Source organism: Cupriavidus sp. SS-3 (genome assembly GCF_035818815.1).
Taxonomy (GTDB): Bacteria; Pseudomonadota; Gammaproteobacteria; order Burkholderiales; family Burkholderiaceae; genus Cupriavidus; species Cupriavidus taiwanensis_C.
Window position 1 is genome coordinate 61,981 of record NZ_JAYLVT010000003.1, and the last position, 24,564, is coordinate 86,544.

23 protein-coding genes and 1 tRNA gene are annotated in these 24,564 nt (G+C 65.1%); 23 read left to right on the top strand and 1 reads right to left on the bottom strand.

Annotated features, from left to right (window positions below; translation table 11 throughout):
- The first annotated feature begins 57 nt into the window (after window positions 1-57).
- The 7 genes from U9J39_RS06190 to U9J39_RS06220 all read left to right on the top strand — a co-directional run bounded on the left by U9J39_RS06190 (window position 58) and on the right by U9J39_RS06220 (window position 7,744).
- Window positions 58-1,821, top strand: coding sequence for an acetolactate synthase 3 catalytic subunit (locus U9J39_RS06190; protein WP_111519551.1), 1,764 nt, complete (start codon window positions 58-60; stop codon window positions 1,819-1,821).
- Window positions 1,822-2,313, top strand: a complete 492-nt coding sequence (gene ilvN, locus U9J39_RS06195) for an acetolactate synthase small subunit (RefSeq protein WP_012352317.1) — start codon at window positions 1,822-1,824, stop codon at window positions 2,311-2,313.
- Window positions 2,314-2,430: 117 nt separating this feature from the next.
- The gene (gene ilvC / locus U9J39_RS06200; protein ID WP_326346761.1) at window positions 2,431-3,447 is read left to right on the top strand and encodes a ketol-acid reductoisomerase; all 1,017 of its coding nucleotides are present in this window, start codon (window positions 2,431-2,433) and stop codon (window positions 3,445-3,447) included.
- 248 nt (window positions 3,448-3,695) lie between these two features.
- Window positions 3,696-4,346: a phosphatidylserine decarboxylase gene (locus U9J39_RS06205; RefSeq protein ID WP_115708761.1), complete on the top strand. Its 651-nt coding sequence runs from the start codon at window positions 3,696-3,698 to the stop codon at window positions 4,344-4,346.
- Between the two features lie 25 nt (window positions 4,347-4,371).
- A complete protein-coding gene (pssA, locus tag U9J39_RS06210) occupies window positions 4,372-5,253 on the top strand; it encodes a CDP-diacylglycerol--serine O-phosphatidyltransferase (protein WP_115708762.1) in 882 nt (293 codons plus the stop codon).
- A 118-nt stretch (window positions 5,254-5,371) separates the two neighbouring features.
- On the top strand, window positions 5,372-5,875 hold the full coding sequence (lysM, locus tag U9J39_RS06215; protein ID WP_326346762.1) for a peptidoglycan-binding protein LysM: 504 nt from the start codon (window positions 5,372-5,374) through the stop codon (window positions 5,873-5,875).
- Between the two features lie 327 nt (window positions 5,876-6,202).
- Complete coding sequence (locus tag U9J39_RS06220; RefSeq protein ID WP_115708764.1) at window positions 6,203-7,744, top strand: 2-isopropylmalate synthase; 1,542 nt, start codon at window positions 6,203-6,205, stop codon at window positions 7,742-7,744.
- A 124-nt stretch (window positions 7,745-7,868) separates the two neighbouring features.
- Here U9J39_RS06220 and U9J39_RS06225 read toward each other — a convergent pair whose 3' ends face one another.
- Window positions 7,869-8,399, bottom strand: a complete 531-nt coding sequence (locus tag U9J39_RS06225) for a hypothetical protein (RefSeq protein ID WP_326346763.1) — start codon at window positions 8,397-8,399, stop codon at window positions 7,869-7,871.
- A gap of 206 nt (window positions 8,400-8,605) precedes the next feature.
- Here U9J39_RS06225 and U9J39_RS06230 point away from each other — a divergent pair, with 206 nt between their 5' ends.
- The 16 genes from U9J39_RS06230 (at window position 8,606) to nuoI (ending at window position 24,452) form a co-directional block, all read left to right on the top strand.
- Window positions 8,606-9,862 carry a branched-chain amino acid ABC transporter substrate-binding protein gene (locus U9J39_RS06230; RefSeq protein WP_326346764.1) on the top strand — a complete coding sequence of 419 codons (1,257 nt, stop codon included), beginning with the start codon at window positions 8,606-8,608 and terminating at the stop codon, window positions 9,860-9,862.
- Window positions 9,863-10,022: 160 nt separating this feature from the next.
- A complete protein-coding gene (gene rpsO / locus U9J39_RS06235) occupies window positions 10,023-10,292 on the top strand; it encodes a 30S ribosomal protein S15 (RefSeq protein ID WP_010809136.1) in 270 nt (89 codons plus the stop codon).
- Window positions 10,293-10,731: 439 nt separating this feature from the next.
- On the top strand, window positions 10,732-12,906 hold the full coding sequence (gene pnp, locus U9J39_RS06240; protein WP_326346765.1) for a polyribonucleotide nucleotidyltransferase: 2,175 nt from the start codon (window positions 10,732-10,734) through the stop codon (window positions 12,904-12,906).
- Between the two features lie 144 nt (window positions 12,907-13,050).
- On the top strand, window positions 13,051-14,055 hold the full coding sequence (locus U9J39_RS06245) for an NAD(P)H-quinone oxidoreductase (protein WP_326346766.1): 1,005 nt from the start codon (window positions 13,051-13,053) through the stop codon (window positions 14,053-14,055).
- Between the two features lie 69 nt (window positions 14,056-14,124).
- On the top strand, window positions 14,125-14,868 hold the full coding sequence (gene tpiA, locus U9J39_RS06250) for a triose-phosphate isomerase (protein ID WP_115708772.1): 744 nt from the start codon (window positions 14,125-14,127) through the stop codon (window positions 14,866-14,868).
- Window positions 14,869-14,919: 51 nt separating this feature from the next.
- Window positions 14,920-15,294, top strand: a complete 375-nt coding sequence (secG, locus tag U9J39_RS06255) for a preprotein translocase subunit SecG (protein WP_111519561.1) — start codon at window positions 14,920-14,922, stop codon at window positions 15,292-15,294.
- Between the two features lie 187 nt (window positions 15,295-15,481).
- Window positions 15,482-15,566 (top strand) — tRNA-Leu (locus U9J39_RS06260).
- A gap of 166 nt (window positions 15,567-15,732) precedes the next feature.
- Complete coding sequence (locus U9J39_RS06265) at window positions 15,733-16,092, top strand: NADH-quinone oxidoreductase subunit A (RefSeq protein WP_010809131.1); 360 nt, start codon at window positions 15,733-15,735, stop codon at window positions 16,090-16,092.
- Window positions 16,093-16,098: 6 nt separating this feature from the next.
- Window positions 16,099-16,581: a NuoB/complex I 20 kDa subunit family protein gene (locus U9J39_RS06270; RefSeq protein ID WP_011297145.1), complete on the top strand. Its 483-nt coding sequence runs from the start codon at window positions 16,099-16,101 to the stop codon at window positions 16,579-16,581.
- A 1-nt stretch (window position 16,582) separates the two neighbouring features.
- Window positions 16,583-17,182, top strand: coding sequence for an NADH-quinone oxidoreductase subunit C (locus U9J39_RS06275; RefSeq protein ID WP_115708774.1), 600 nt, complete (start codon window positions 16,583-16,585; stop codon window positions 17,180-17,182).
- Between the two features lie 9 nt (window positions 17,183-17,191).
- Window positions 17,192-18,445 carry an NADH-quinone oxidoreductase subunit D gene (locus U9J39_RS06280; protein ID WP_115706415.1) on the top strand — a complete coding sequence of 418 codons (1,254 nt, stop codon included), beginning with the start codon at window positions 17,192-17,194 and terminating at the stop codon, window positions 18,443-18,445.
- A gap of 184 nt (window positions 18,446-18,629) precedes the next feature.
- A complete protein-coding gene (nuoE, locus tag U9J39_RS06285; RefSeq protein WP_115681423.1) occupies window positions 18,630-19,127 on the top strand; it encodes an NADH-quinone oxidoreductase subunit NuoE in 498 nt (165 codons plus the stop codon).
- A 1-nt stretch (window position 19,128) separates the two neighbouring features.
- Complete coding sequence (nuoF, locus tag U9J39_RS06290) at window positions 19,129-20,424, top strand: NADH-quinone oxidoreductase subunit NuoF (protein WP_115708776.1); 1,296 nt, start codon at window positions 19,129-19,131, stop codon at window positions 20,422-20,424.
- 12 nt (window positions 20,425-20,436) lie between these two features.
- Entirely contained in the window at window positions 20,437-22,803 is a 2,367-nt protein-coding gene (gene nuoG / locus U9J39_RS06295; protein WP_326346767.1) for an NADH-quinone oxidoreductase subunit NuoG, read from the top strand.
- A 21-nt stretch (window positions 22,804-22,824) separates the two neighbouring features.
- The gene (gene nuoH / locus U9J39_RS06300; protein ID WP_115679827.1) at window positions 22,825-23,889 is read left to right on the top strand and encodes an NADH-quinone oxidoreductase subunit NuoH; all 1,065 of its coding nucleotides are present in this window, start codon (window positions 22,825-22,827) and stop codon (window positions 23,887-23,889) included.
- Window positions 23,890-23,960: 71 nt separating this feature from the next.
- Window positions 23,961-24,452, top strand: coding sequence for an NADH-quinone oxidoreductase subunit NuoI (nuoI, locus tag U9J39_RS06305; protein ID WP_022534067.1), 492 nt, complete (start codon window positions 23,961-23,963; stop codon window positions 24,450-24,452).
- The last annotated feature ends 112 nt before the right edge of the window (window positions 24,453-24,564 follow it).

Consider the following 24,564-nt stretch of genomic DNA (forward strand, 5'->3'; position numbering starts at 1 on the left):
ACAAGTTCGGCAGAGAGCATCCAAACAATTTTTTGCCGAAAATTGCAAAGGACTGAAATGAACATGCCCAGCGCGGAATTCTCCCACGCCGATAGCAATTCATCTGCCGCACCCGAAATGATCGGGGCGGAAATCCTCGTTCACGCACTTGCCGAAGAAGGCGTCGAGTACGTCTGGGGCTACCCCGGCGGCGCAGTGCTGTATATCTACGACGAGCTCCACAAGCAAACCAAGTTCGAGCACATCCTGGTGCGCCACGAGCAGGCCGCGGTCCATGCCGCGGATGGCTACGCACGCGCAACCGGCAAGGTGGGCGTCGCCCTGGTGACCTCCGGTCCCGGCGTGACCAATGCCGTCACCGGCATCGCCACCGCGTACCTCGATTCGATCCCGATGGTGGTGATCACCGGCAACGTGCCGACCCACGCCATCGGCCAGGACGCCTTCCAGGAGTGCGACACCGTCGGCATCACCCGTCCGATCGTCAAGCACAACTTCCTGGTGAAGGACGTGCGCGACCTCGCCGCGACCATCAAGAAGGCGTTCTTCATTGCCTCGACCGGCCGTCCCGGCCCGGTGGTGGTCGACATCCCCAAGGATGTCTCGCGCAATGCCTGCAAGTACGAGTACCCGAAGTCGATCGACATGCGCTCGTACAACCCCGTCAACAAGGGTCACTCGGGCCAGATCCGCAAGGCCGTGGCGCTGCTGCAGAACGCCGAGCGTCCGTACATCTACAGCGGTGGCGGCGTGGTGCTGGCCAATGCCAGCGACGAGCTGCGCCAGCTCGCGGCGCTGACCGGCCACCCGGTGACCAACACGCTGATGGGCCTGGGCGCGTTCCCCGGCACCCACAAGCAGTTCGTCGGCATGCTCGGCATGCACGGCACGTATGAAGCCAACATGGCCATGCAGAACTGCGACGTGCTGATCGCCATCGGGGCCCGCTTCGACGACCGCGTGATCGGCAATCCTTCGCACTTCACCTCGCAGGCGCGCAAGATCATCCATATCGACATCGATCCGTCGTCGATTTCCAAGCGCGTCAAGGTCGATATCCCCATCGTCGGCAACGTCAAGGACGTGCTGCAGGAACTGATCGCCCAGATCAAGGCCAGCGACGTCAAGCCCAAGCGCGAGGCGCTCGCCAGGTGGTGGGAGCAGATCGAGCAATGGCGCTCGGTCGACTGCCTGAAGTACGACCGCAGCTCCGAGATCATCAAGCCGCAATACGTGGTGGAAAAGATCTGGGAACTGACCCACGGCGACGCCTTCATCTGCTCCGATGTCGGCCAGCACCAGATGTGGGCGGCGCAGTTCTACAAGTTCAACGAGCCGCGCCGCTGGATCAACTCCGGCGGCCTGGGCACGATGGGCGTGGGCCTGCCGTACGCGATGGGCATCAAGAAGGCGTTCCCGGAGAAGGAAGTCGTCACCATCACCGGTGAAGGCTCGATCCAGATGTGCATCCAGGAACTGTCGACCTGCCTGCAGTACGACACCCCGGTGAAGATCTGCTCGCTCAACAACGGCTACCTCGGCATGGTGCGCCAGTGGCAGGAGATCGAGTACGACAACCGCTACTCGCATTCCTACATGGATGCGCTGCCTGATTTCGTCAAGCTGGCCGAGGCCTATGGCCACGTCGGCATGCGCGTCGAAAAGAGCTCCGACGTCGAGCCGGCGCTGCGCGAGGCGTTCCGCCTGAAGGACCGTACCGTGTTCCTGGACTTCCAGACCGATCCCACCGAAAACGTCTGGCCGATGGTCCAGGCCGGCAAGGGCATTTCCGAAATGCTGCTCGGCGCGGAGGACCTGTAAATGCGACACATCATTTCGGTCCTGCTGGAAAACGAAGCTGGTGCGCTGTCGCGCGTGGTGGGCCTGTTCTCGGCCCGCGGCTACAACATCGAGACGCTGACCGTGGCGCCGACCGAGGACTCCTCGCTGTCGCGCATGACCATCGTCACCACTGGTTCGGATGACGTGATCGAGCAGATCACCAAGCACCTGAACCGCCTGGTCGAAGTGGTCAAGGTGGTCGACCTGACCGAAGGCGCGCACATCGAGCGCGAGCTGATGCTCGTCAAGGTGCGCGCGGTCGGCAAGGAGCGCGAGGAAATGAAGCGCACCGCCGACATATTCCGCGGCCGCATCATCGATGTTACCGAGAAGACCTACACCATCGAGCTGACCGGCAACGGCGTCAAGCTCGATGCGTTCCTGGACGCGATCGACCGTACCGCCATCCTCGAGACCGTCCGCACCGGCGGCTCGGGCATCGGCCGCGGCGAGCGCATCCTGAAGGTCTGATCCGGCGCCGAGCGCACAGGTTCAAGCAGTATCCCCGGGCGGCGCGATCCGTGCGCACACAATGCGCGCGAGGATGCCGCCCCCCTCATATAAAAGACAGAGATTGAAGGATTTATCATGAAAGTGTTTTACGACAAGGACGCCGACCTCTCGCTGATCAAGGGCAAGAACGTCACCGTCATCGGCTACGGCTCGCAGGGCCATGCCCACGCGCTGAACCTGAAGGATTCCGGCGTCAACGTGACCGTCGGCCTGCGCAAGAGCGGCGCGTCGTGGAACAAGGCCGCCAACGCCGGCCTGCAGGTCAAGGAAGTGGCCGAGGCCGTCAAGAACGCCGACGTGGTCATGATCCTGCTGCCGGACGAGCAGATCGCCGACGTGTACAAGAATGAAGTGCACGACAACATCAAGGAAGGCGCCGCGCTGGCCTTCGCCCATGGCTTCAACGTGCACTACGGTGCCGTGATCCCGCGCGCCGACCTGGACGTGATCATGATCGCGCCGAAGGCCCCGGGCCACACCGTGCGCGCCACGTACACGCAAGGCGGCGGCGTGCCGCACCTGATCGCCGTGCACCAGAACAAGTCCGGCGCCGCCCGTGACATCGCGCTGTCGTACGCCACCGCCAACGGCGGCGGCCGTGCCGGCATCATCGAGACCAACTTCCGCGAAGAAACCGAAACCGACCTGTTCGGCGAGCAGGCCGTGCTGTGCGGCGGCACCGTCGAGCTGATCAAGGCTGGCTTCGAGACCCTGGTGGAAGCCGGCTACGCGCCGGAAATGGCCTACTTCGAGTGCCTGCACGAACTGAAGCTGATCGTCGACCTGATCTACGAAGGCGGCATCGCCAACATGAACTACTCGATCTCCAACAACGCCGAATATGGTGAATACGTCACCGGTCCGCGCGTGGTGACCGAGGAGACCAAGAAGGCGATGAAGCAGTGCCTGAAGGACATCCAGACCGGCGAATACGCCAAGAGCTTCCTGCTGGAGAACAAGGCCGGCGCGCCGACGCTGATCTCGCGCCGCCGCCTGAACGCCGAGCACGAAATCGAAGTGGTGGGCGAGAAGCTGCGCGCGATGATGCCGTGGATCGCCAAGAACAAGATGGTCGACCAGTCGAAGAACTGATCGCCAGCGCTGCCTGATGGCCCGCGCCGCACGGCGGCGGGCCGAAGCCGTTCAGCGTTCCGTGCCTTGCCCTTCTATCATCGGAAGGGGATTGCCGGGACCTGAACGGCTTTTTGTTATCCTTGTCGAACTTTTCGGGCAAGGCGTGCCGGATGCTGCTCCCCGCGGCGGCCGGCAGGGGGCGCGGCACGTGCGTGCCGCGGCCAGGCCGCCTTGCTCTGGCCTGTATCCACCGAAACACGTACTGCATGAACTATCCTCATCCGCTGATCGCCCGTGAAGGCTGGCCATTCCTGGCCGGCGCCTTTGTCATCTCGCTGCTGGTACATGCCAGCGCGGGCTTCTGGTGGGCGCTGCCGCTGTGGATCATCACGGTGTTCGTGCTGCAGTTCTTCCGCGACCCGCCGCGTCCGATCCCGTCGCAGCCCAACGCCGTGCTGGCCCCGGCCGACGGCCGCATCGTCGTGGTCGAAAAGGCCATGGACCCGTACGCCAAGCGCGAGGCGCTGAAGATCAGCGTCTTCATGAACGTCTTCAACGTGCACTCGAACCGCGTCTCGGTCGACGGCGCGGTGGAGAAGGTCGAGTACTTTCCCGGCAAGTTCGTCAATGCCGACCTCGACAAGGCCTCGACCGAAAATGAACGCAACGCGGTGCTGATCCGGCGCGCGGCCGACGGCCAGCTGGTGACGCTGGTGCAGGTGGCGGGCCTGGTGGCGCGCCGCATCCTGTGCTACACCAAGGCCGGCGACAACCTCTCGCGCGGCCAGCGCTACGGCTTTATCCGCTTCGGCTCGCGCGTCGACGTGTACCTGCCGCTCGACGCACGCCCGCGCGTGACCATCGGCGAGAAGGTGTCGGCCTCGTCGACCATCCTTGCCGAACTCGACGTGCAGTGAGCGGCGGCCTGACCGGAGGACAGTGATGGTTGCCTTCCATCGACGTAACAAGCGCAGCGGCAGCGGCAACGTGACCCACCTGCGGCCGTTCCGCCACAACCAGCTGCGCGGCGCCGACGACGACTTCGACGACGAAGCCGTCGACGACCACGATATCGCCTACCAGCGCCCGCGCCGGCGCGGCATCTACCTGCTGCCCAACGCCTTCACCACGGCGGCGCTGTTCGCCGGCTTCTTCGCCATCGTGCAGGCGATGAACATGCGCTTCGACGCTGCCGCCATCGCCATCTTCGCGGCCATGGTACTCGATGGCATGGACGGGCGCGTGGCGCGCATCACCAATACGCAAAGCGCGTTCGGCGAGCAGTATGACTCGCTCTCGGACATGACCTCGTTCGGCGTCGCGCCGGCGCTGGTGATGTACGAATGGATCCTGCATGACCTGGGCAAGTGGGGCTGGATAGCAGCCTTTGTCTACTGCACCTGTGCGGCACTGCGCCTGGCGCGTTTCAATGCCAATATCGGCGTCATCGACAAGCGCTTCTTCCAGGGTTTGCCGAGCCCGGCCGCGGCGGCGCTGGTGGCCGGCTTCGTCTGGCTGGTGATCGACAACAAGCTGCCGGTCAAGGAGCTGTGGATGCCGTGGGTGGCGTTCGGCATCACGCTGTACGCGGGGCTGTCGATGGTGTCCAACGCGCCGTTCTACAGCGGCAAGGCCCTCGACGTGCGCTACCGCGTGCCGTTCGGCATGATGGTGCTGGTCCTGGTGCTGTTCGTGGTGGTCTCGACCGATCCGCCGGTGGCGCTGTTCGGGCTGTTCGTGGCCTACGCGATTTCGGGCTATGTGCTGTGGGCCTGGCGGGCCATGCATGGCAAGCCGGCGATCGAGAAGAAGCCGCGGGAATAAATCGCAGAAGGGCGCTCAGGCGCCCTTCATGCTTTGCGGGATTCACAATTGTTTTCATGCCGCGGCCATCCGGGCGTGGCACTCTGCAGTGTTTTCCACCCACCGTCAGGAGGATGTCATGGGCATGTTCGACTTCATCAAGGAAGCGGGAGAAAAGCTGTTCGGCACCGGCGAGGCCAAGGCCGCGCAGGCAGCGGCCGCGGCGGATGCATCGGCGGGGAAGGTCGACGCCGCCAATCGCGCCGCGGGCGACGCGATCGAGGCCTATATCAGGAAGATGGGGCTGGACGCGACCGGGCTGATGGTGCAGGTCGACGGCTCGCAGGGTCTCGTCACGGTGTTCGGCGTGGCGCCCGACCAGGCCACGCGCGAGAAGATCATCCTGTGCGCCGGCAATGTCGAGGGCGTCGACAAGGTCGAGGACAAGATGTCGGTCAACGTCGAGTCGGCCGAGTCGCAATGGCATACCGTGGTCAAGGGCGACACGCTGTGGGCGATCGCGCAGGCCGCCTACGGCAACGGCGCCGAGTACAACAAGATCTTCGAGGCCAACAAGCCGATGCTGAGCCACCCGGACAAGATCTATCCGGGCCAGAAGCTGCGCATCCCGCCCAAGGGCTGAAGCCGTCGCCGGCGGCGCGTGCGGCAAAACCCTGTGTTGCGCGTGCGCGCCAAGTCGGCTATAGTCGCTGCCATGATTTCGCGCCAAGTCCTAATCGCCCGCACCACCCTAGGTGGCCTACTAGGCCATCAGGTCGGGACGCGCGCGCGCTAAGGACGGACTTACCCCTTAGCGCGGAATCCGCAAGGAATTTTCCAACGCCCCGGCCTGCTCCATGCACGCCGGGGCGTTTTGCATTCCACAGCCGTGGAGCGCGGAACAGGCGGTAAAGCCCCGGACGCAGCATGCCGGGGACAGCACACCATAAGCAATCAGGAGCTCCACACCATGTCTGACAAACTCATCATTTTCGACACCACCTTGCGTGACGGCGAGCAGTCGCCCGGCGCATCGATGACGCGCGAGGAAAAGATCCGCATCGCGCGCCAGCTGGAGCGCCTGAAGGTCGATGTGATCGAGGCCGGTTTCGCCGCGAGCTCCAACGGCGACTTCGAGGCGATCCGCTCGATCGCGCAGGTGGTCAAGGACTCCACCATCTGCTCGCTGGCCCGCGCCAACGACAAGGACATCGCCCGTGCCGCCGAGGCGCTGAAGCCGGCCAACTCGTTCCGTATCCACACCTTCATCGCCACCTCCGCGCTGCACATGGAGAAGAAGCTGCGCATGACGCCGGACCAGGTGTACGAGCAGGCGCGCCTGGCGGTGCGCTTTGCGCGCCAGTTCACCGACGATATCGAGTTCTCGCCGGAAGACGGCAGCCGCTCGGACATGGATTTCCTTTGCCGCGTGCTCGAAGGCGTGATCGCCGAGGGCGCCACCACCATCAACCTGCCCGATACGGTGGGCTACGCCGTGCCGGAAGGCTATGCCGGGCTGATCCGCTCGGTGCGCGAGCGCATTCCCAACTCGGACAAGGCGGTGTGGTCGGTGCACTGCCATAACGACCTCGGCATGGCCGTGGCCAATTCGCTGGCGGCGGTCAAGATGGCCGGCGCGCGCCAGATCGAATGCACCATCAACGGCCTCGGCGAGCGCGCCGGCAACACTAGCCTGGAAGAAGTGGTGATGGCGGTGAAGACGCGCCGCGACTACTTCAACCTGGACCTCGGCATCGACACCACGCAGATCGTGCCGGCGTCCAAGCTGGTGTCGCAGATCACCGGCTTCGCGGTGCAGCCGAACAAGGCCGTGGTCGGCGCCAACGCCTTCGCGCATGCCTCGGGCATCCACCAGGACGGCGTGCTCAAGGCGCGCGACACCTACGAGATCATGCGCGCCGAAGACGTGGGCTGGACCGCCAACAAGATCGTGCTGGGCAAGCTGTCGGGCCGCAATGCCTTCAAGCAGCGCCTGCAGGAACTGGGCATCGAGCTCGACAGCGAGAGCGAGGTCAATGCCGCCTTCACGCGTTTCAAGGAGCTGGCCGACCAGAAGGCCGAGATCTTCGACGAGGACATCGTCGCCATCGTCTCGAACGAGGCCCAGCATGACGCCAACGAACACTTCCGCTTTATCTCGCTGTCGCAGCGCTCCGAGACCGGCGAGCGTCCGCATGCGCGCGTGGTGTTCAGCATGGACGGCCAGGAGCAGAGCGGAGAAGGCGAGGGCAACGGCCCGGTCGACGCCACCCTGCATGCGATCGAATCGCGCGTGGCCAGCGGCGCCGAGATGGTGCTGTATTCGGTGAACGCCATCACCGGCGGCACCGAGGCCCAGGGCGAAGTCACGGTGCGCCTGTCCAAGGCCGGCCGCATCGTCAACGGCGTGGGTACCGACCCGGATATCGTCGCGGCCTCGGCCAAGGCCTACCTGGCCGCACTGAACAAGCTGCACGACAAGGCCGTGCAGAAGATCAACCCGCAGATCTGACCCTGACTCCTGCGCAGACGGCGGAAGGCCTACCCGGCCTGAACGTACGGACCAGGCCCGCCATTCCCGACCCGGGGACGGCGGGCTTTTTCATGGGCACGCAGCGGGCTACCCCGCGTGCGCATCAGAAAAAGCGGCGCTCGTCGGGGTCGTAGAGCGGATCGGGCGTGATCTGGGTCCGGCGCAGCACGCCGGCATCGTCGAAATAGAAGTGGAACAGCGACGGCCAGACGTCTTCGTGGAGGAAGCGGTAGGACCAGACCTCGTTGCGCATGCGCGGGTAGTAGCTGACCGGCAGCCGCGTCACGCCAAAGTGCTCGGCCACGTCGCGCTTGGTCCAGGTGTTGACCTGCGCCTTGTACAGCTCGGGCGTCGACAGCATGTTGCGGAACACGGTCAGGTTGCCGTTGCGGTCGAAGTCGGCGCCGTAGGCATACTGGCCCATCGGCTGCTTCGAGTAGATCCAGCGCGTGGTGCCGTCGTGCAGCGGGAACACATCGGTGGGCGGCCCGAACATGGCCTGCACCGCAGCCTGGGGCTGGCCCACCAGCCGGCTGCCTTCCTGCACCGGCATCAGCGTGGCACAGGCCGACAGCATGGCGACGCCCAGCGCCAGCACGAGACGGCGCCCACCCTTGGCGATGATGGAATGCATGGCTGGACCTCGATCGATGTATGGGGTGTGGATACCGCCAGTGTAGTGCGGCGGCGCCCAGTGTGTGCGTTCGGCGCTGCTTTTGTGCGGATCAGCCGATAACGCGGCCGGTTCACCATGGAACTGGCGGTGTGGGTGCGGTCCGCGCCGGTATTTGCCCGCAACCGGACGCTGCCTTACTATCCTGCGCTTTCCAGGAGAGACGAATGACGGTTGCGGCGCGGTGGCGGGGATGGCTGGGCGGGTTGTTGCTGGCGGCAGCGGCGGGCGCCTCGGCGCAGGAGCCGATCCGGCTGGGGATGATCGATGGACTGTCCGGCCCGTTCGCCAATGCCGGCGAAGCGGTGGCGCGCAACCTGCGCCTGGCGATCGAGCGCATCAACGCGCGTGGCGGCGTCAAGACCGCAGAGGGCGTGCGGCCGCTCGAGCTGGTCACCTTCGACAGCAAGGGCAATGTCGATGAAAGCCTGATCCAGCTGCGCGCGCTGACCGACAAGCGCATCCCGTTCGTGCTGCAGGGCAACAGCTCGGCGGTGGCGGGGGCGCTGGTGTCGGCCATCAACCGCCATAACGCGCGCCAGCCCGACGCGCGCGTGCTGTTCCTGAACTATTCGGCGGTCGATCCCAGCCTGACCAACGAGAACTGCAGCTTCTGGCATTTTCGCTTCGATGCCAGTGCCGACATGCGCATGCAGGCACTGACCGAGGTCATCCGCCAGGACCAGGCGGTGCGCCGCGTGTACCTGATCGACCAGGACTATAGCTTCGGCCATCAGGTGGCGCGTTCGGCGCGCGAAATGCTGGCGGCGCGCCGGCCCGATATCCAGATCGTCGGCGACGAGTTCCACCCGATCGGCAAGATCAAGGATTTCGCGCCCTATATCGCCAAGATCAAGGCCAGCGGAGCGGACGCCGTCATTACCGGCAACTGGGGCAACGACCTGACGCTGATGGTCAAGGCCGCGCGCGAGGGCGGGCTGCGGGCCAAGTTCTATACCTTCTACGGCAACGGACTGGGCGCGCCGGCGGCCATGGGCGATGCCGGGGTGGGGCGCGTGCTGGCGGTGGCGGAGTGGCATCCCAACGTGGGCGGGGCGGCGTCCGACGCGTTCTACCAGGAATTCCGCGCGCGCTATCCGGAACCGAAGGACGACTACGTCCACCTGCGCATGCAGATGATGGTCGAGATGCTGGCGCGCGCGATCGCGCAGGCCGGCTCCACCGACGCGGTCAAGGTGGCGCGCGCGCTCGAGCACATGCGCTACGTCAACGACTTCCACGAGGCCACGGTGCGGGCCGACGACCACCAGGTGCTGCAGCCGCTGTACGTGTCGGTGATGGAGCGCCAGGGCGGAGCGGTGCGCTTCGACAACGAGGGCTCGGGCTATGGCTTCCGCACCGTGCGCAAGCTCAAGGCCGCGCAGACCACGCTGCCGACCACCTGCAGGATGGAGCGGCCGTGAGCGGCGGGGCGCCGGGTACTCCTGCGCCGGCTTTTCGGCTATAATCCGCGGCTGTCGTTACCTGGCCCCGGTCCGGTGGCGGCAGCAGCCAGTCAAATGTATGGCACGACGCATGCGGCGCATCCCGCGCTGTAGCGTTCGCAAGTGAAAGGAAATCATCATGGCAGTCGCCGATATCAACAAGTCCGAAGTCATCAAGCAGTTCGCCCGTGGCGCCAACGACACTGGCAGCCCCGAAGTGCAAGTGGCCCTGCTGACCACCCGCATCAACGAACTGACCCCGCACTTCAAGGCCAACATGAAGGACCACCACAGCCGCCGCGGCCTGCTGCGCATGGTGAGCCGCCGTCGCCGCCTGCTGGACTACCTCAAGTCCAACGACGCCGACCGTTACCGCGCCCTGATCGAAAAGCTGGGTCTGCGCAAGTAAGGTTGCGTCCGATGGCAGCGCGATTCCAGGGTTTGCACGGTTTCGCGTGAGGCCTCGATGCCTGCTTCAGCATTGCTGAGCAGGCATTTTGCATTTCTGGCGGGGCAAATCCGTGCCGCCGGAGTGCAGGCTGTGAATGGAGTGATTTTCGCTTCACGCCGTCCGGCCATGTCGATGGCGCGGGCGCCGTTGCGGCAAGCCGCGCAACGGAGTAAGTTGTTCTTTTTATCCAACACCCGGATCGGGCAAGGAAACAGGGCTTTGTGTCATTCCAGCACGGCATCGGCAACGCTGGTGCCGCGCTGGAATGGCATAGCACTTCCCTGCGACCGCGACCGGCAACCCGGCAGTTTGCCTGCGGCTGAGAACGCAGGCGTCGCCGGCCGCGCGCGTGTCATTGCGTAGATCGCGCGGCCAGCACGCAAGTCAAGGAATGCATATGTCCATGTTCAACAAGGTCGTCAAGGAATTCCAGTGGGGCCAGCACACGGTCCGCATGGAAACCGGCGAAATCGCCCGCCAGGCCGGCGGTGCCGTGCTGGTCGATGTGGAAGACACCGTGGTGCTGGCGACCGTGGTCGCCGCCAAGAACCCGAAGCCGGGCCAGGACTTCTTCCCGCTGACCGTTGACTACATCGAGAAGACCTACGCCGCCGGCAAGATCCCCGGCGGCTTCTTCAAGCGTGAAGGCCGTCCGTCGGAAAACGAGACCCTGACCTCGCGCCTGATCGATCGTCCGCTGCGTCCGCTGTTCCCCGAAGGCTTCTACAACGAAGTGCAGGTGGTGGTGCACGTGGTGTCGCTGAACCCGGAAGTGCCGGCCGACATCCCCGCGCTGATCGGCGCGTCGGCTGCGCTGGCCGTGTCGGGCATCCCGTTCAGCGGCCCGGTGGGCGCCGCGCGCGTGGGCTACAAGGATGGCCAGTACCTGCTGAACCCGACCCGCTCGCAGATCGCCACCTCGGACCTGGACCTGGTGGTCGCCGGTACCGAGCGCGCCGTGCTGATGGTCGAATCGGAAGCCAACCAGCTGTCCGAAGACGTGATGCTGGGCGCCGTGGTCTATGGCCACGAGCAGATGCAGACCGCCATCAACGCCATCCATGAACTGGTGCGCGAAGGCGGCAAGCCCGAGTGGGACTGGGCCCCGGCGGCCAAGAACGAGCCGCTGATCGCCAAGGTCACCGAAGTCGCGCTGCCGCTGCTGCAGGAAGCCTACCAGCTGCGCCAGAAGTCGGCCCGCAGCCAGAAGCTGAAGGAAGTGTCGGCCAACGTGGCCGCCGCGCTGGCCGAGGCCGGCGTCGAAGCCGACAAGGTGGAAGTCGGCAACATCATGTTCGACCTGGAAGCCAAGATCGTGCGCGGCCAGATCCTGAACGGCGAGCCGCGCATCGACGGCCGCGACACCCGCACCGTGCGCCCGATCGAGATCCGTTCGTCGGTGCTGCCGCGCGCGCACGGCTCGGCGCTGTTCACCCGCGGCGAGACCCAGGCGCTGGTGGTGGCCACGCTGGGCACCAAGAGCGACGAGCAGATCATCGACGCGCTCGCCGGCGAGTACCGCGACCGCTTCATGCTCCACTACAACATGCCCCCGTTCGCCACCGGTGAAACCGGCCGCGTGGGCAGCCCCAAGCGCCGCGAAATCGGCCATGGCCGCCTGGCCAAGCGCGCACTGATCCCGGTGCTGCCGAAGGACGATGAGTTCGCGTACACCATCCGCCTGGTGTCGGAAATCACCGAATCCAATGGTTCGTCGTCGATGGCTTCGGTCTGCGGCGGCTGCCTGGCGCTGATGGACGCCGGCGTTCCGGTCAAGGCGCACGTGGCCGGCGTGGCCATGGGCCTGATCCTGGAAGGCAACAAGTTCGCCGTGCTGACCGACATCCTGGGCGATGAAGATCACCTGGGCGACATGGACTTCAAGGTGGCGGGTACCGACAACGGCATCACCGCGCTGCAGATGGACATCAAGGTCCAGGGCATCACCAAGGAGATCATGCAGGTCGCGCTGGCGCAGGCCAAGGAAGGCCGCCTGCATATCCTGTCGAACATGCAGGAAGCCATGGGCCACGCCCGCACCGAGCTGTCGGCGCACGCCCCGCGCATGATCACCATGAAGATCCATCCGGACAAGATCCGCGAAGTAATCGGCAAGGGCGGCTCGACCATCCAGGCGCTGACCAAGGAAACCGGCACCACCATCGACATCCAGGAAGACGGCACCATCACCATCGCCTCGACCTCGACCGAAGGCATGGCCGAAGCCAAGCGCCGCATCGAGGGCATCACCGCGGAAGCCGAAGTGGGCAAGATCTACGCCGGCACCGTGCTGAAGCTGCTGGACTTCGGCGCCATCGTCAACATCCTGCCGGGCAAGGATGGCCTGCTGCACATCTCGGAAATCGTCAACGAGCGTGTGAAGGACATCAAGGACTGGCTGAAGGAAGGCCAGCAGGTCCGCGTCAAGCTGATCCAGGCCGACGAGAAGGGCCGCCTGCGCCTGTCGCTGAAGGCCGCGCTGGCGGAAGAGGGTAGCAGCATCAGCCCGATCAACGCTGGCGAAGGCGCTGCCCCGGCGGCACCGGCCGGTGGCTCGGAGCAGCAGCAATAAGCGGGACAGCGTGTCCCGGCGGCGCTGCCGGAAGGCGGCGGCGCGCAAAAACGGCCGGGCGATGCCCGGCCGTTTTTTTGTTTACACTGCGGCAACCCATCGAGCCAAGGCTCACACCGAGCAAATGACAAGGAGCAAAGCAGCATGCAAGCCATCGAGATCCGCGAATACGGTGCCCCCGAAGTCCTCCAGCTGACCGAGCGGCCCGATCCGGTGCCCGCCGCGGGCGAGGTGTTGATCCGCGTGGCGGCCGCCGGCGTGAATCGCCCGGATGTATTCCAGCGCACCGGCAACTATCCGGTGCCGCCGGGTGCCTCGGACCTGCCCGGCCTGGAAGTGGCGGGCGTGGTGGTCGGCGGCGACCTGGCGCATGCCGACAACCGCTTCGGCCTCAAGCTGGGCGACCGCGTCTGCGCGCTGGTGCAGGGCGGCGGCTACGCACAGCTGTGCACCGCGCCGCTGGCGCAGGTCTTGCCGGCCCCGGATGGCCTGAGCGACATCGAGGCTGCGGCGCTGCCGGAAACCTTCTTCACGGTGTGGAGCAATGTGTTCGATCGCGGCTACCTGGGCCAGGGTCCGCGCGGCAAGGATGAAACGCTGCTGATCCAGGGCGGCTCCAGCGGCATCGGCACCACCGCGATCCAGATCGCCAAGGCGCTGGGCTTCAAGGTATTCGTCACCGCCGGCACCGACGAAAAGTGCAAGGCCTGCGAAGACCTCGGCGCCGATCGCGCCATCAACTACAAGACCCAGGACTTTGTTGCCGAGGTGGCCGCGCTGACCGGCGGCAAGGGCGTCGACGTGATCCTCGACATGGTTGCCGGCCCCTACCTGGCGCGCGAGCTCAAGTGCATTGCCGACGACGGCCGCATCGTCATCATCGCGCTGCTGGGCGGCGCCAAGGCCGAGATTCCGCTGGGCGACATCTTGCGCCGGCGCATCACCGTGACTGGCTCGACGCTGCGTCCGCGCCCGGCGTCGTTCAAGGGCAAGATCGCCGCAGCACTGCACGAGCAGGTGTGGCCGCTGCTGGCCGGCGGCAAGATCAAGCCGGTGATCCACCAGGTGTTCCCGGCCGCGCAAGCCGCCGACGCGCACCGCCTGATGGAGTCGAGCGAACATATCGGCAAGATCGTGCTGACCTGGTAAATCGGCGGGCATAGCGCCTTGCCCCTGCCACACGCTACAATAGCGGGTTTGATTTGGGAGGGGCACCTCGTGAGACAAAAGCTCGTCATCGGCAATTGGAAGATGCACGGCAGCCTGGCTGCCAACGCGGCACTGCTGGAAGCCATCCAGGCTGGCGCTGGTGTGACCGGCGCGACGCTGGCGGTCTGCGCGCCGTTCCCCTATCTTGCACAATGCCAGGCGTTGCTGAATGGCTCCAAGGTGGCCTGGGGTGCACAGGACGTGTCGGCGGAGGCGCGCGGCGCCTTCACCGGCGAAGTGGCGGCGTCCATGCTGGGCGAGTTCGGCTGCAGCTACGTGCTGGTGGGTCACTCCGAGCGCCGCACCTACCATGGCGAGACCGACCAGGCCGTCGCGGCCAAGGCGCTGCGGGCGCTCGAGTTCGGCATCGTCCCGGTGGTTTGCGTGGGCGAGACCCTGGCACAGCGCGAAGCGGGCGAGACCGAGGCCGTGGTCGGCCGGCAGCTGCAGGCGGTGCTCGAAGCGCTGACTGTGGAACAGCTGGGCCGCGTGGTGCTGGCCTATGAGCCGGTGTGGGCCATCGGCACCGGCAAGACCGCCACCAGCGCGCAGGCGCAGGCGGTGCATGCCTTCCTGCGCGGCCAGGTTGCCGCGCGCGATGCGGGCGTGGCCGGGCGCATGGCAATCTTGTACGGCGGCAGCGTCAAGCCCGACAATGCGGCCGAACTGTTTTCGATGACCGATATCGACGGGGGCCTGATCGGCGGCGCCTCGCTCAAGTCGGAAGATTTTCTCGCGATCGGCAACGCCTGAATGCCGGCCGTTCCGATCGACCGATCAGGCAAGTAAGCTTATTTAAATCAAATGGCAATCTTCAAGACTTTGTTGGTGGTGCTGCAGGTGTTGTCGGCGCTGGGCGTAATCGGCCTGGTGCTGATCCAGCATGGCAAGGGCGCCGATGTGGGCGCGGCCTTCGGCTCGGGCGCCTCCGGCAGCCTGTTCGGCGCCACCGGCTCGGCAAACTTCCTGTCGCGCACCACCGCCGTGCTGGCCACGCTGTTCTTCGTCTGCACGCTGGCGCTGACGCTGCTGGGCAACTACAAGCCCGCTGCGTCGCTGGGTGTGATGGGCGCCGCCCCGGCCTCGGCGCCCGCCACGGCAGGCGCATCGGCCCCGGCCGCAGCCCCGGCTGCTGCTGCAGACGCTTCTGCGCCCGCAGCCCCCGCTGTACCGAAATAATCCGTTTGCCTTGCGGCGGATTCCTGAGTTTTTTTGCAGTTGTGCGTTGAACAAAGCAAGAAATTTGGGTTAGAATGCAAGGCTTGAAACGATTCCCCAGCGATGGGTTCCGCGCAAAGACGAAAGCCTTTGTAACGGACCTGAAGGGCCTCAAAACCCGGCGCCAGGCAATATTGTTTCTCCCCCAGCCGACGTGGTGAAATTGGTAGACACGCTATCTTGAGGGGGTAGTGGCGAAAGCTGTGCGAGTTCGAGTCTCGCCGTCGGCACCAAACAACTTGATCGGAGTCCCTGGCCGGGCAATGCACCCGCGCATGGGGCTCCGGCAGTCCGCAAGGCGGCGCGCCGTGATTCTCATGGCTTAGCGCCTGGGGTGGGCAACAGGACGCCGCTTCAGCTGGTGCTGTTGACAACATTCCAGATAAGGCTGGCCGTACCTTGAATCTCGAAGCCTACTTCCCCGTTCTCATCTTCATCATCTTCGGTGTCGTGCTTGGCGTGGCACTGATGTCGATCGGTCGGATCCTCGGTCCGAACAAGCCCGATCCCGCGAAGCTGTCTCCGTACGAGTGCGGCTTCGAAGCGTTCGAGGACGCGCGCATGAAGTTCGACGTGCGCTACTACCTCATCGCCATCCTGTTTATCCTGTTCGATCTCGAAACCGCCTTCCTGTTTCCGTGGGGTGTTGCCCTGAGGGATATCGGCTGGCCGGGTTTCATCGCCATGGGCGTGTTTCTGCTGGAATTCATCGTGGGCTTCGTCTACATCTGGAAAAAGGGCGCGCTCGATTGGGAGTGATGTGAAATGGCAATCGAAGGCGTTCTCAACGAAGGCTTCGTCACGACTACCGCTGACAAGCTGATCAATTGGACCCGCACCGGGTCGCTGTGGCCGATGACCTTCGGCCTGGCCTGCTGTGCCGTGGAAATGATGCATGCCGGCGCCGCGCGCTACGACCTGGACCGCTTCGGCGTGGTGTTCCGCCCGTCGCCGCGCCAGTCGGACGTGATGATCGTGGCCGGCACGCTGTGCAACAAGATGGCCCCCGCGCTGCGCAAGGTCTACGACCAGATGGCGGAACCGCGCTGGGTGATCTCGATGGGCTCGTGCGCCAACGGTGGCGGCTACTACCACTATTCGTACTCGGTGGTGCGTGGCTGCGACCGTATCGTGCCGGTGGATATCTACGTGCCGGGCTGCCCGCCGACGGCCGAGGCGCTGATCTACGGCGTGATCCAGCTGCAGAACAAGATCAAGCGTACCAACACCATCGCGCGCAAGGGCTGAAATGGCGAAGCTCGACATCCTGAAGGCCGCGCTCGAGAAGGCTCTCGGCAAGCGCGTGCAGAAACTGATCGAGGCGACCGGCGAACTGACGCTGATCGTCAAGGCCGGCGACTACCTGGAAGCCGCCCGAATCCTGCGCGACGATCCCTCGCTGCGCTTCGAGCAGCTGATCGACCTGTGCGGCGTCGACTATTCCGAATTCGGCGACGGCGCCTGGGACGGCCCGCGCTTTGCCGCCGTCTCGCATCTGCTGTCGGTTACCCACAACTGGCGCCTGCGCCTGCGCGTGTTCGCTCCGGAAGATGATTTCCCGGTGGTGGCCAGCCTGATCGACGTGTGGAACTCGGTGAACTGGTTCGAGCGCGAAGCCTTCGATTTCTACGGCATCGTGTTTGACGGCCATCCGGACCTGCGCCGCATCCTGACCGACTACGGTTTCGTCGGCCATCCGTTCCGCAAGGATTTCCCGGTCTCCGGCTACGTCGAGATGCGCTACGACCCCGAACAGAAGCGGGTCATCTACCAGCCGGTCACGATCGAGCCGCGCGAAATCACGCCGCGCGTGATCCGCGAGGACAAGTACGGCGGTTTGGAGCACTGAGAACGCGCCATGGCAGACATCAAGAATTACACCCTGAACTTCGGCCCGCAGCATCCGGCCGCGCACGGCGTGCTGCGCCTGGTGCTGGAACTGGACGGCGAAGTCATCCAGCGCGCCGACCCGCATATCGGCCTGCTGCACCGTGCCACCGAGAAGCTGGCCGAACAGAAGTCCTGGATCCAGAGCGTGCCCTACATGGACCGTCTCGACTACGTGTCGATGATGGTCAACGAGCACGCCTACGTGATGGCGATCGAGCGCCTGCTGGACGTCGAAGTGCCGGTCCGCGCGCAGTACATCCGCGTGATGTTCGACGAGATCACCCGCATCATGAACCACCTGATGTGGATCGGTGCGCACGCTCTCGACGTGGGCGCGATGGCGGTGTTCCTGTACGCCTTCCGCGAGCGCGAAGACCTGTTCGACATGTACGAGGCGGTGTCGGGCGCGCGCATGCACGCGGCCTACTATCGTCCGGGCGGCGTCTACCGCGACCTGCCTGACACGATGCCGCAATATCGCGCCTCGAAGATCCACAACGAGCGTGCCATCAAGGCCATGAACGAAGCGCGTTCGGGCTCGCTGCTGGACTTCATCGAGGACTTCACCAACCGCTTCCCGAAGTACGTCGACGAGTACGAGACGCTGCTGACCGACAATCGGATCTGGAAGCAGCGCCTGGTGGACATCGGCGTGGTCAGTCCGGAACGCGCGCTGCAGATGGGCTTTACCGGCCCGATGCTGCGCGGCTCGGGCATCGAGTGGGACTTGCGCAAGAAGCAGCCGTACGAGGTGTACGACAAGCTGGACTTCGACATCCCGGTGGGCGTGGGCGGCGATTGCTACGCGCGTTACCTGGTGCGCGTGGAAGAGATGCGCCAGTCCAACCGCATCATCAGGCAGTGCATCGAATGGCTGCGCCGCAATCCGGGCCCGGTGATCACCGATAACCACAAGGTGGCGCCGCCCTCGCGCGTGGACATGAAGTCCAACATGGAAGAACTGATCCACCACTTCAAGCTGTTCACCGAAGGCATGCACGTGCCCGAAGGCGAAGCGTATGCAGCGGTGGAACACCCGAAGGGCGAGTTTGGCATCTACGCGATCTCGGACGGCGCGAACAAGCCGTACCGCCTGAAGATCCGTGCGCCTGGCTTCCCGCACCTGGCCGCGCTGGACGAAATGGCCAAGGGACACATGATTGCTGACGCGGTAACGATCATCGGCACGCAAGACATCGTCTTCGGCGAGATCGACCGCTAATCACGGACCGCCGGCCCGGACGACGATCCGGGCGCTTTCCGAGGTGCTCTGCCGAGCGGAGCGGCCCGGAAGACCCGCGGCGGACCGGCAAGGCCTAAGGCCCGCCGGCGGAACGGCAGCGACGGCTGCAAACCTGCGGATGGACGCCCAGTGGCGCTGCCTCCGCCGTTTTACTGCAATGACCATGCTATCAGCAGAAGCTCTCAAGGAAATCGATCGCGCGATCGCGAAGTATCCGGCCGACCAGAAGCAGTCGGCCGTGATGGCGGCGCTTGCCGTGGCACAGGGCGAGGTGGGCTGGGTTTCCCCCGAAGTCATGCAGTTCGTCGCCAGCTACCTCGAGATGCCGCCCGTGTGGGTGGAAGAGGTGGCGACCTTCTACAACATGTACGACACCAAGCCGGTGGGCAAATTCAAGCTCGCCGTCTGCACCAACCTGCCGTGCGCCCTGTCGGGCGGCGAGCGGGCTGGCGAGTACCTGAAGCGCAAGCTCGGGATCGACTACAACGAGACCACCGCTGACGGCTGCTTCACCCTGAAAGAGGGCGAGTGCATGGGCGCTTGCGGCGATGCGCCGGTGATGATCGTCAACAACACCCGCATGTGCAGCTTCATGAGCGACGACAAGCTCGACGCGCTTGTCGACGAGCTCAAGAGCGAAGCGGCCAAGGGGGGCAAGTAACATGACCAGTCTGCACGACCGCCATATCCAGCCGCTGATCCTGGCCGGCCTGGACGGCAAGAATTGGCACCTGGAAGACTACGTCAAGCGTGGCGGCTACCAGCAACTGAAGCGCATCCTGACCGAGAAGATCCCGCCCGAGCAGGTGATCGCCGACGTCAAGGCCTCGGGCCTGCGTGGCCGCGGCGGCGCGGGCTTCCCGACCGGCCTGAAGTGGAGCTTCATGCCGCGCACGTTCCCGGGTCAGAAATACCTGGTCTGCAATACCGATGAAGGCGAGCCCGGCACGTTCAAGGACCGCGACATCATTCGCTACAACCCGCATTCGCTGATCGAGGGCATGGCCATCGGCGCGTACGCGATGGGCATCACCGTGGGCTACAACTACATCCACGGCGAGATCTGGAACGAGTACAAGATCTTCGAGGAAGCCCTCGAAGAGGCGCGTGCGGCCGGCTTCCTGGGCGACAACATCCTGGGCTCGGGCTTCAGCTTCCAGCTGCACGCCCACCACGGCTACGGCGCCTACATCTGCGGCGAGGAAACCGCGCTGCTGGAATCGCTGGAAGGCAAGAAGGGCCAGCCGCGCTTCAAGCCGCCGTTCCCGGCCAGCTTCGGCCTGTACGGCAAGCCGACCACCATCAACAACACCGAGACCTTCGCCGCGGTGCCGTTCCTGCTGGCCGTCGGCCCCGAGAACTATCTGAAGATGGGCAAGCCGAACAACGGCGGCACCAAGATCTTCTCGATCTCGGGCGACGTCGAGCGCCCCGGCAACTACGAGATCCCGCTGGGCACGCCGTTCGCCAAGCTGCTGGAACTGGCTGGCGGCATGCGCGGCGGCAAGCGCATCAAGGCGGTGATCCCGGGGGGGTCGTCCGCGCCGGTGGTGCCGGGCGACCTGATGATGGCATCCGACATGGACTACGACTCGATCGCCAAGGCCGGCTCGATGCTGGGCTCGGGCGCGGTGATCGTGATGGACGAGACGCGCTGCATGGTCCGCTCGCTGCTGCGCCTGTCGTACTTCTACTTTGAGGAATCGTGCGGGCAGTGCACGCCGTGCCGCGAAGGCACCGGCTGGCTGTACCGCATGGTCAATCGCATCGAACACGGAGAAGGGCGCCAGGAAGACCTGGACCTGCTCAACAACGTCGCGGAAAACATCATGGGCCGCACCATCTGCGCGCTCGGCGATGCCGCGGCGATGCCGGTCCGCGGCATGCTCAAGCACTACTGGAAAGAGTTCGAATATCACGTCGAACACAAGCAGTGCATGGTTCCGGCCTACATCTAAGCGTGGCAGAACATGGTTGAACTAGAGATCGACGGCAAGAAGGTTGAGGTTGCTGAGGGCAGCCTGGTGATGGAAGCGGCCCGCAAGCTGGGCACCTACATCCCGCACTTCTGCTACCACCGCAAATTGTCCATCGCGGCCAACTGCCGCATGTGCCTGGTCGAGGTCGAGAAGGCCCCGAAGGCGCTGCCTGCCTGCGCCACGCCGGTGACCCCCGGCATGAAGGTCTTCACCAATTCGGAGAAGGCGGTCAAGGCGCAGAAGTCCGTGATGGAATTCCTGCTGATCAACCACCCGCTGGATTGCCCGATCTGCGATCAGGGCGGCGAGTGCCAGCTGCAGGACCTGGCCGTGGGCTACGGTGCCTCGGAGTCGCGCTACAAGGAAGAGAAGCGCGTGGTGTTCCACAAGAACGTGGGCCCGCTGATCTCCATGGAGGAGATGACCCGTTGCATCCATTGCACCCGCTGCGTGCGCTTCGGCCAGGAAGTGGCCGGCGTGATGGAGCTGGGCATGCTGGGCCGCGGCGAGCACTCGGAAATCACCACCTTCGTTGGCAAGACCGTCGACTCGGAACTGTCGGGCAACATGATCGACCTGTGTCCGGTCGGGGCGCTGACCAGCAAGCCGTTCCGCTACTCGGCCCGGACCTGGGAACTGGCCCGCCGCAAGTCGGTGTCGCCGCACGACGGCCTGGGCGCGAACCTGGTGGTCCAGACCAAGAACCAGCGCGTGATGCGCGTGCTGCCGCTGGAAAACGAAGACATCAACGAGTGCTGGATCTCCGACAAGGACCGCTTCTCGTATGAAGGCCTGAACAGCGCCGACCGCCTGACCCGCCCGTTGCTCAAGCAAGGCGGCGAATGGATGGAAACCGACTGGCAGACCGCGCTGGAATACGTGGCCAATGGCCTGGCCGGCATCAAGCGCGAGCATGGCGCCGACCAGATCGCCGCGCTGGCCAGCCCGCACAGCACGCTGGAAGAACTGTTCCTGCTGGGCAAGCTGGTGCGCGGCCTGGGCAGCGACAACGTCGACTTCCGCCTGCGCCAGTCAGACTTCTCGGGCGCGCTGAAGGGCGCGCCGTGGCTGGGCCTGCCGGTGGCCGACGTCACCGCGCTGCAGCGCGTGCTGGTGATCGGCTCGTCGCTGCGCAAGGACCATCCGCTGCTGGCCTCGCGCCTGCGCCAGGCGACCAAGAAGGGCGCCCGCGTGGCCGTGCTGGGTGCTGGCGGTGAAGACCTGCTGATGCCCGCGACCCGCATCGACGTGGCGCCGTCCGGCTGGACCGCCGCACTCGCCGGCGTGGCCCGTGCCGTGGCCGCCGCCAAGGGCATTGCCGCGCCGGCCGGCACCGATGGCTTCGATGGTGGCGAGGTTGCCGCCAAGACGGCAGAAGCGCTGCTGCAAGGCGAGCGCCGTGCCGTGTTCCTCGGCAACGAGGCGGTGCGTCATCCGCAGTTCTCGGCGCTGCATGCGCTGGCACAGTGGATCGCCACCGAGACCGGCGCGACGCTGGGCTTCCTGACCGAAGCGGCCAACACCGTCGGCGGCTACATCGCCGGCGCGCTGCCGAAGCAAGGCGGCGCCAACGCGCAGGCAATGCTGGACACGCCGCGCAAGGCCTACATCCTGCTGAACACCGAGCCGGAATTCGACACCGCCGATCCGGGCAAGGCCCTGGCTGCGCTGTCGCAGGCCAACACGGTGGTGGTGCTGTCGCCGTTCCGTTCGGAAGCTGCCATGCAGTACGCCGACGTGATCCTGCCGGTAGCGCCGTTCACCGAAACTTCGGGCACCTTCGTCAACTGCGAAGGCAAGGCACAGAGCTTCAACGGCGTGGTTCGCGCACTGGGTGAGTCGCGCCCGGGCTGGAAGGTGCTGCGCGTGCTGGGCAACCTGCTGGACGTCGCCGGATTCGACTACGAAACCGCCGAGTCGGTCCGTGCCGAAGCGCTGTCGGCCCCGGTCGAGGGACAGCTGGATAACGCCACCGAGGCGCCTATCCGCGTTGCCGCCGCTGCCGCCAACGGCATCGAACGCATCGCCGACGTGCCGATCTACCACGCCGACCCGATCGTGCGCCGCGCCGACTCGCTGCAGCTGACCGCCGCCGCGCGCCGCGCCATGCAGATCGCGCTGCCGGCCGAGCTGTTTGCCCGCTTGGGCATCCAGTCGGGCGACCCGGTCCGCGTCACGCAAGGGCAGGGCAGCGTGGTGCTGCCGGCCGTGCTCGAAGCCACGCTGCCGGCCAACACCGTGCGCGTGCCGGCGGCAACGCCGGCGGCCATCGGCCTGGGCGGCATGTTCGGCACGGTCACCGTAGAGAAGGCCATCGACCTGGCTCCGGCCAACACCGGCGCCGCCGTCACGGCGTAAGAACAAGAGCGAGAAGAAGACATGATTGACTGGATTACCTCGCAAGGGCAGGGCGTACTGGGCGCGTACTGGACGCCGCTGTGGATCCTGATCCGCGCCGTGCTGATCGTGGTGCCGCTGCTGCTGTGCGTGGCTTACCTGATCCTGTGGGAGCGCAAGCTGATCGGCTGGATGCACGTGCGTCTGGGCCCGAACCGCGTCGGCCCGCTGGGCCTGCTGCAGCCGATCGCCGACGTGCTGAAGCTGCTGCTCAAGGAAGTCATGATGCCGACGCAGGTCAGCCGCGGCATGTACCTGATCGCGCCGCTGATGGTGCTGATGCCTGCCGTTGCGGTCTGGGCCGTGATTCCGTTCCAGGCCGAAGTGGTGATGGCGGACGTCAACGCCGGCCTGCTGTACGTGATGGCGATCAGCTCGGTCGGCGTCTACGGCGTGATCCTGGCCGGCTGGGCCTCGAACTCCAAGTACGCCTTTATCGGCGCCATGCGTGCCGCGGCACAGATGGTGTCGTATGAAATCGCCATGGGCTTTGCGCTGGTGACGGTGCTGATGGTTGCCGGCAGCCTGAACCTGTCGGCCATCGTCAACGGCCAGAACACGGGCTACTTCGCCGACATGGGCATCAACATCCTGTCGTGGAACTGGCTGCCGCTGCTGCCGATGTTCGGCGTCTACTTCATCTCGGGCGTGGCCGAAACCAACCGCCACCCGTTCGACGTGGTGGAAGGCGAATCGGAAATCGTGGCCGGCCACATGATCGAGTATTCGGGCATGGGCTTCGCGCTGTTCTTCCTGGCCGAGTACATCAACATGATCATCATCTCGGCCATGACCGCGCTGATGTTCCTGGGCGGCTGGGCGCCTCCGTTCTCGAGCGTGGTCACCAACGCGGTCCCCGGCTTCTTCTGGCTGCTGGTCAAGGTTTTCCTGCTGCTGTCGGTCTTTATCTGGATCCGTGCCTCGTTCCCGCGCTACCGCTATGACCAGATCATGCGCCTGGGCTGGAAGGTGTTCATTCCGCTGACCGTGGTGTGGCTGATCATCGTGGCGATCTGGATCAAGTCGCCGTGGAACATCTGGCACTGAACAGCCAAGCGACGGTGCGGCGCTGCAATGCGGCAGCGCGCACCGCGCGGAAATACTAGGAAGCAATCGTCATGCTGCTCGCCATCAAGGACTTCTTCAACAGCCTGCTCCTGAAGGAACTCTTCAAGGGCATGGCGCTGACCGGCCGCTATCTCTTCGCGCGCAAGGTCACCGTCCAGTTCCCGGAAGAGAAAACGCCGATCTCGCCGCGCTTCCGTGGCCTGCACGCGCTGCGCCGCTATCCGAATGGCGAAGAGCGCTGCATTGCCTGCAAGCTGTGCGAGGCGGTGTGCCCGGCGCTGGCCATCACCATCGAGTCGGACGTGCGCAACGACGGCACGCGCCGTACCACCCGCTACGACATCGACCTGACCAAGTGCATCTTCTGCGGTTTCTGCGAAGAGGCCTGCCCGGTCGACGCCATCGTGGAAACGCAGATCCTGGAATACCACGGCGAGAAGCGCGGCGACCTGTACTTCACCAAGGACATGCTGCTGGCAGTGGGCGACCGCTACGAGCCGCAGATCGCGGCGGCCAAGGCTGCCGACGCCAAGTATCGCTGACCGGCGCACGCGCCAAACGGCAGGGCGGCCACCCGTAACTCACCTGGCCGCTTCTGCCACCGAATTTGAATACGGTCCCTTCAATGCGAGGGGCCAAAGCAAGGATGCCGCG